This window comes from Bacillus sp. UNC322MFChir4.1, assembly GCF_000746135.1.
GTDB lineage: Bacteria > Bacillota > Bacilli > Bacillales > Bacillaceae_G > Bacillus_A.
This window is the reverse complement of record NZ_JQKQ01000030.1, coordinates 66,051-72,874: the sequence shown is the minus strand read 5'-3', so window position 1 is coordinate 72,874 and position 6,824 is coordinate 66,051. Positions and strand designations below refer to the sequence as shown.

The following is a 6,824-nucleotide window of genomic DNA, read 5'->3' as shown; positions in this document are numbered from 1 at the left end:
CCATGCGGTGCAAAATGTTATCCGGTATTAGCCCCGGTTTCCCGGAGTTATCCCAGTCTTATAGGCAGGTTACCCACGTGTTACTCACCCGTCCGCCGCTAACTTCTTAAGAGCAAGCTCTTAATTGGTTCGCTCGACTTGCATGTATTAGGCACGCCGCCAGCGTTCATCCTGAGCCAGGATCAAACTCTCCAATAAAGTGTTTGTCTAGCATCATAAATAAAAATTGACGTTTCACGTTGTTTGTTTCGTTCAGTTTTCAAAGAACTTATCCGCCGCTCAATTGCGACTTCCTCATGTTAACATCTTTGTTTTTTGATGTCAACATTGTTTTTTACTTCTTTTTTTCATTTCGCTTTCTGCTTTCGTGCAGCAGCGACGTTTATTAATATAGCATGCTCATTATGGATGGTCAACACTTTTTATAAAAAAATTCACATCCTAATTAAACATCAAAACACCGTTAATCATCCAAAAATTCAGAAATTTATGTTATATTATGAACTATAGGAAGGTGAAAGGAATGAGCATAAAATACTCAAATAAAATCAATAAGATTAGAACTTTTGCATTGAGTTTAGTATTTATTGGACTTTTCATTGCATACTTAGGAGTTTTTTTCCGAGAAAACATTCTTGTTATGACTATTTTTATGATGATCGGCTTTTTTGCTGTCATCGCTAGTACTGTTGTTTATTTTTGGATTGGTATGCTATCAACAAAAACCGTTCAAGTTATTTGTCCATCTTGTAGCAAACCAACAAAAATACTTGGACGAGTTGATGCTTGTATGCATTGTAACCAACCACTCACACTTGATCAAAGACTAGAAGGAAAAGAGTTCGATGAAAAATACAATCGAAAAGGTTATAAAATTTAGTGAAAAACTTCTATTTACTTTCTATTTAAAAAAGGAGCTGACTTAAAGCGTCAGCTCCTTAATCCTTGTTATTACTTATTACAGTCTTGGCAAACACCGTAAATTTCTAAACGGTGACTATTGATTACAAAACCCGTTGCTTTCGCAGCTTCGTTCTCAATCTCCTCTAGACCTGTATACGGAAAATCAACAATTTTACCGCATTTTTCGCAAATCACGTGGTAATGGTGACTTGTAACGTAATCAAACCTACTAGAGGCATCACCATAGGTAAGCTCTTTTACAAGCCCTACTTCCTTAAATACGCGCAAGTTATTATAAACTGTCGCAACACTCATATTTGGAAACTTACCTTCTAACGCTTTATAAATCTCATCCGCTGTAGGATGCATCATAGATTCCACAAGGTACTCTAAAATAGCATGACGCTGTGGAGTAATGCGTACACCCGTATTTTTCAACATTTCCAGCGCTTCTTTTAATTCTTCTTTGACCACCGTCATGCACCCCGATTCGATACGGATTATTATTTTATAATTCTTATAAAGAGTGTACTCCTTTTCTTTTCACCCGTCAACATTTCTACTATAACTATGTATTTTATTCTTTAACTTGTTCCAAATTTAATAAACAGTGTAAACATAGTTAATGTGGGTACCAATAGCAGCACCCCACTTCAAAGATATCCAAAAAGCAAAGAGAACAAGTCCCTTCGCCAAATTAAGTTTCATTTTATTTTTAGATGATCCTGCTTCTTTTTATACACTTCCACGAAAAAAGTGCGAGAAAAACTCGCACTTGAAAAATCTTTCATCTGAGGAGGTATGCCCTACACTCTTAACATATGAAAAATCCCCAAAAGTGTATAGTCATATGCCTTGTAATATTTTATTAATTATTTTATTCTGCGTAAATTTCTATTTACACATACTATCTCGTTTACTTTAAGGCCTCTATAGACTTTCTTTAACAAATTCCAACGCTTCTTCTACGTGCCCCTTAACTTTAACTTTTCGCCATTCCTTTACTAACTGTCCTTCTTTATCCACTATAAATGTCGATCTTTCAATTCCCATGTACTCTTTTCCGAAGTTTTTCTTAAGCTTCCATACATCATACAATTCTGCAACTGTATGATCTTCATCAGCTAACAGCAAAAATGGCAAATTATATTTTTCGATAAATTTCTCGTGTCGCTGCAAAGAGTCTATACTTATCCCTAAAATTACACACTCTAATTCTCCAAAAGCTACATGTTGATCACGAAAGTCACACGCCTCAGTCGTACAACCTGGTGTCATATCTTTCGGATAAAAATAAATAACAACGTGTTTCCCTCGAAAATCAGATAATTTAACTTGTTTTCCATTACTTGCTTCTAACGTGAAATCCGGTGCCATTTGTCCTACTGTAACCATGTAAAATCACTCCTTCTCTTTTGCCTCCACTATATCAAATATCCTACTATTTTTCATTTTCCATAACTGTCCGCACAACAAATGCAAATGGCATCGTATATCCAATTAGTGCTTCTACAATTGCAATGAAGCGGCCAATTCCAATAGGCGTCACATCACCATATCCAACCGATAACAATGTAATTGCACTAAAATATAAACATATTTCCACAAGGGCAAATGAGTGATTCATTACTAATTCCCCATCTTCTTCTAATACAGAAAAGCCACTTTCTTCTAAAACAACATAACTAAGCGCAAATGCAATAAGTACCGTTGTATAAATAAGAAATAACGAGATTAGATTATACAAAGAAAAAAAACGGTTTGATTCTCCCGCCGAACTCCAGAGCAATTGTATACTTCGTAATACGGCAATCGCAGCAATTAATAAAATCAGCACCCACAACATGTCCTCCACCTCATTTTATTTGTATGAGGACAACGGGGGTTTTATCACATATGAGCGACTTTGAAAAAAGGGATTCCGCCTCCTACCTTTGCTATCGCTTAGAAGAAGGAGACCTTTTCCACTTTATGGTATGATAAAATAGCGAAAAATCAAAAAAATAAAATTTTATGATTTTATCCACATGAAGGGAAATGATTATCATTTTAAGGGGGAATATATAAGCATGTCAGAAAAATGGAATGACGTAGATCAGTATTTTAGTACTAAACTTCATACATCTGATCCTGTTATGGATTCGATATTGAAAACAAATTCAGAAGCAGACTTACCTGCTATTGATGTGTCTCCAAATCAAGGTAAGTTACTTTATTTACTTGCAAAGCTTAAAGGAGCAAAAAACATTTTAGAAATCGGAACTCTTGGCGGCTATAGTAGCGTTTGGCTTGGACGTGCTTTGCCAGAAGATGGGCACCTCATTACGCTTGAATTTGATAGTAAGCATGCAAAAGTGGCTGAAGAAAATATAAAAAAGGCAGGATTAGAAAATAAAATTGAAGTAATTGTAGGGCCAGCACTAAAAACATTGCCTACTCTTCAAGAAAAAGGATTTTCTAACTTTGATTTCATCTTCATTGATGCTGATAAACCAAGCAACCCTCAATATTTGAAATGGGCATTAGAACTTTCTAGACCAGGAACAGTTATCATTGGGGATAATGTAGTTCGGAATGGACATGTTATTGATAGTGATAGTAAAGATTTGAATGTGCAGGGTGTCCGTCAATTTATTGATTTATTATCTGAAGAATCACGCATAGATTCAACTGCTATTCAAACTGTAGGTAGTAAAGGATATGATGGGTTTGTTTTTGGAATTGTAAAAGATTAAAAGAATCCTTCTAATATTGGCAGTGTAATGACAAAGGGAAGCCCATCAAAACTAGGCTTCCCTTTTTATCTATCCAAAATCAACAGTGTATTTTAACAGATCCAAGAAAATAGATGTAGAAATAAAGTGAAACTGTAATCAGTGGGGGTTTTCTTCATCTCCCACCTAACTTCTTTGCTTTTGCTGAATGTTGAGGCGGGAGTATTACTGCCCACGAATAGCGGGACAAACTAATTCCCAGCACCGCGATATCGCTTCACTCCTAAATTCCAAACGAAAAACCCAATTGAAATACAAATAGCCCCAACAAGCGGTGTTACAAACGCATAAGAGTTCCATTCTGTTTTTCCTAAAAAGTACGATGCCGGATACACACCAACAAAAGCAAATGGCAATATAAACGTTAAAACAAAACGAATGACGCGATTATAAATATTCACAGGATAACGTCCGTAGTTTCCGATGTTATACATGAGCGGCATAATCGAACTTCTTGCATCCGACCAAAAGCCAATGCTTGCAAGCGTTACGAAAATCCCGCCATACACGAGCGCCCCGCCTATTACCATCAATATAAATAAAAAGAAATCATACCAGTGAAATGTTAATTGCAGCTGCAATGCAGCATATCCCATTACGCCAAAACCGGTTATTGCACCAAGAAGCGACTCCAATTCCATTCGTTCTAAGATGACTTGGAATAAACTATGAATAGGCCTAGTTAAAATGCGGTCCATTTCCCCTTTTACGATATAACGATCATTAAAATCCCATATATTAAAGAATGAAGAGAAAATCGCAAACGGAACTAGGAAAAAACCATAAATAAAGATTACCTCTTCCCTGTTCCATCCTTTTAATGCTTGTGTATGTCCAAATACAACAAGAATAAAAATTAAGTTTACTGCCTGCAACAATAAGTCGGATAGTAAACCAACAATAAAATCCCCGCGATATTCTAGCTTCGTTTTTATATATTGACTTGCATATTGTAAAAACAATTTAAAATATAACATTCTCTCATCATCCCCCTTGTACAATCAGCCGTTTTCTTGCTGTTTTCCACATCATCACAATTGGAATAATGAGCAGCACTGCCCATATAAATTGAAATAATAACGCTTTATAAATCGCTTCGCCTTGCATTCCTTCCGAGAAAATCATACTCGGAATATAACTAATCGCTTGAAACGGCAGAAACAACATTACTTTTTGTGCCCATAACGGAAAGAAGCTAATCGGGAGTAATAACCCTGAAAACAAATCAATCACAACGCGTTTTGCATACATAATTCCATTATTATTAAATAAGAAGAACGTTAACATTCCTGTCATTAAGTTAATTTGTGTATTAATGATAAAACTAAATAATAATGATAGGAAGAAGTACATCCACGTTTGAACATTCATTGTAACTTGCAGTGAAAATAATAATGTAACGATGGCCATACCTGGTATGGAGAAGAAAGCAAATCTGAATATCCCTTCCCCTAATCCTTGCATGACTTTCATACCTAAATAGTTATAGGGACGAATTAATTCAACCGCAACCCGTCCTTCTTTAATTTCCATCGCAATCTCCCGGTCAATATTATTAAAATAAAATGCACGGGCCATCCAGGCAATTGCAATGTATGTTGTCATTTGTGTAACGGATAAACTTTCGATATTTTCTTTTCCGCTATAAATGGCTTGCCATAAAAAGTAATATGCTCCGATATTAATTGTATAAATGATAATACCGCTATAATAATTTGTTCGATACGCAAGCATCATTAAAAAGCGAACGCGAATCATTTCAATATACTTACCCATGAATCATGCCCTCTTCATAAATATTACGAATAATTTCTTCTGTAGAAACTTCATTAATTTTCAAGTCTTTAATTGCAAACGATTGGACAACTTTTGAGATCAGAGTTGAAATCATGATTTCTTCATTTGGGATCTTGGCAATCCATGTGTTTTGTTCTTTTCCTTGTGACCAAACAACATCATTATCAGGTATCAACATTGCAAGTTGCTGATAAGAAACAGAGGTTACAAATTGAAAATGAATTTCTTTTTCTGCTCCCCACTGCGTGCGAAGCTTATCTAAAGATCCGTCATACATTATTTTTCCTTCATCTAACATAACAACACGATCACAAAGCGCTTCAATATCTGTAATGTCATGCGTCGTTAATAAAATTGTTGTTTTATAGCGTTCATTCATCTCTTTTAGAAAGTCACGAATTTTTAATTTCACGAGAACATCAAGACCGATTGTCGGTTCATCTAAAAATAACAGCGGTGGATTATGAATTAAAGCCGCTGCTAACTCACAGCGCATCCGTTGTCCGAGTGATAACTTCCGAACGGGCTTATCCAATAACGGACCAATATCCAATGTTTCAATTACATGTTCCATATGTTCTTTATACTCTGCATCAGATACACCATACACTTTTTTTAATAAACGAAATGATTCTTGCACCGCAATATCCCACCAAAGCTGCGAACGTTGTCCAAACACAACACCAATCGTTTTCACAAATTCTTCCCTTTGTTTATGAGGATTCATGCCATTCACAGTAATTTCTCCAGCAGTCGGTGTCAAAATACCTGTTAGCATTTTAATAGTAGTGGATTTACCAGCACCATTTTCTCCAATATACCCAACCATCTCTCCTTGCTTTACCGTAAACGAAATATCATTTACTGCCGGGACAATTTTATAATTACGATTTAATAAATCGCGAAACGCTCCTTTTAATCCTGAGCGGCTTGAATACGATGTAAATTCTTTTCGTAAATCTTTTACCTCAATAACCGTTTCCATTCCGATTCTCCTTTCTGCCTTTCACTCTAGTAAACAGTATCTCTCCTTGTTATGTGCCCAACTATATATTTTTCAACATATAACCTAAAACACAACCCGCTCTCCATTCGCTTGCTCCCTTTGTTTGAAACATCGCATGTGGCAGAAAAAGGCCCTGACCGCTCCTACGCACGGCCAGTTGCTCTCGCCCCCCTAAAAGAAAGGTTTTCCCGTTGTTTTTTTACTTATATAATTATCAATACAATAGTAAAAGCTTCACTTTCGCACAACGAATAGTTTACCCAACCGCAGCAACTTGTACAAACAATACGCCTTTCCAAAAAACATGTTAAAATAATACATAGATTTTTGTAAGGAGATGAATT

The 6,824-nt window shown here is 35.9% G+C and carries 8 protein-coding genes and 1 rRNA gene; 2 read left to right on the top strand and 7 right to left on the bottom strand.

All coding sequences use genetic code 11. The features are described from left to right. A 16S ribosomal RNA gene (locus BR72_RS12790) occupies window positions 1-198 on the bottom strand; the annotation flags it as partial. A gap of 325 nt (window positions 199-523) precedes the next feature. Between BR72_RS12790 and BR72_RS12785 the strand changes: the two genes are divergently transcribed. Next, on the top strand, window positions 524-880 hold the full coding sequence (locus tag BR72_RS12785) for a YgzB family protein (protein ID WP_035433505.1): 357 nt from the start codon (window positions 524-526) through the stop codon (window positions 878-880). Window positions 881-951: 71 nt separating this feature from the next. Here the strand turns inward: BR72_RS12785 and perR are convergent, their stop codons facing one another. From perR to BR72_RS12770, 3 genes are all read right to left on the bottom strand, one after another. Next, window positions 952-1,377, bottom strand: coding sequence for a peroxide-responsive transcriptional repressor PerR (gene perR, locus BR72_RS12780; protein WP_177206999.1), 426 nt, complete (start codon window positions 1,375-1,377; stop codon window positions 952-954). Window positions 1,378-1,833: 456 nt separating this feature from the next. Next, window positions 1,834-2,298, bottom strand: coding sequence for a thioredoxin-dependent thiol peroxidase (bcp, locus tag BR72_RS12775; protein WP_035433502.1), 465 nt, complete (start codon window positions 2,296-2,298; stop codon window positions 1,834-1,836). Window positions 2,299-2,344: 46 nt separating this feature from the next. Further along, a complete protein-coding gene (locus tag BR72_RS12770) occupies window positions 2,345-2,749 on the bottom strand; it encodes a potassium channel family protein (protein WP_035433501.1) in 405 nt (134 codons plus the stop codon). Between the two features lie 223 nt (window positions 2,750-2,972). Here BR72_RS12770 and BR72_RS12765 point away from each other — a divergent pair, with 223 nt between their 5' ends. Then, window positions 2,973-3,638: an O-methyltransferase gene (locus BR72_RS12765; protein ID WP_035433500.1), complete on the top strand. Its 666-nt coding sequence runs from the start codon at window positions 2,973-2,975 to the stop codon at window positions 3,636-3,638. A gap of 230 nt (window positions 3,639-3,868) precedes the next feature. Here the strand turns inward: BR72_RS12765 and BR72_RS12760 are convergent, their stop codons facing one another. The 3 genes from BR72_RS12760 to BR72_RS12750 are packed head-to-tail and all read right to left on the bottom strand — an operon-like array spanning window position 3,869 to window position 6,459. Then, the gene (locus BR72_RS12760) at window positions 3,869-4,654 is read right to left on the bottom strand and encodes an ABC transporter permease (protein WP_035433499.1); all 786 of its coding nucleotides are present in this window, start codon (window positions 4,652-4,654) and stop codon (window positions 3,869-3,871) included. 7 nt (window positions 4,655-4,661) lie between these two features. Then, on the bottom strand, window positions 4,662-5,453 hold the full coding sequence (locus tag BR72_RS12755) for an ABC transporter permease (RefSeq protein ID WP_035433498.1): 792 nt from the start codon (window positions 5,451-5,453) through the stop codon (window positions 4,662-4,664). Beyond that, on the bottom strand, window positions 5,446-6,459 hold the full coding sequence (locus BR72_RS12750; RefSeq protein WP_035433497.1) for an ABC transporter ATP-binding protein: 1,014 nt from the start codon (window positions 6,457-6,459) through the stop codon (window positions 5,446-5,448). Before BR72_RS12750 ends, BR72_RS12755 begins: the two co-directional genes overlap by 8 nt. Window positions 6,460-6,824: the final 365 nt, after the last annotated feature.

Excerpts from the sequence above, each read along its gene's own strand:
- BR72_RS12755 (WP_035433498.1), bottom strand. The coding sequence starts at position 5,453 with ATGGGTAAGTATATTGAAATGATTCGCGTTCGCTTTTTAATGATGCTT.
- BR72_RS12765 (WP_035433500.1), top strand. The coding sequence starts at position 2,973 with ATGTCAGAAAAATGGAATGACGTAGATCAGTATTTTAGTACTAAACTT.
- BR72_RS12770 (WP_035433501.1), bottom strand. The coding sequence starts at position 2,749 with ATGTTGTGGGTGCTGATTTTATTAATTGCTGCGATTGCCGTATTACGA.
- BR72_RS12760 (WP_035433499.1), bottom strand. The coding sequence starts at position 4,654 with ATGTTATATTTTAAATTGTTTTTACAATATGCAAGTCAATATATAAAA.
- bcp (WP_035433502.1), bottom strand. The coding sequence starts at position 2,298 with ATGGTTACAGTAGGACAAATGGCACCGGATTTCACGTTAGAAGCAAGT.
- BR72_RS12750 (WP_035433497.1), bottom strand. The coding sequence starts at position 6,459 with ATGGAAACGGTTATTGAGGTAAAAGATTTACGAAAAGAATTTACATCG.
- BR72_RS12785 (WP_035433505.1), top strand. The coding sequence starts at position 524 with ATGAGCATAAAATACTCAAATAAAATCAATAAGATTAGAACTTTTGCA.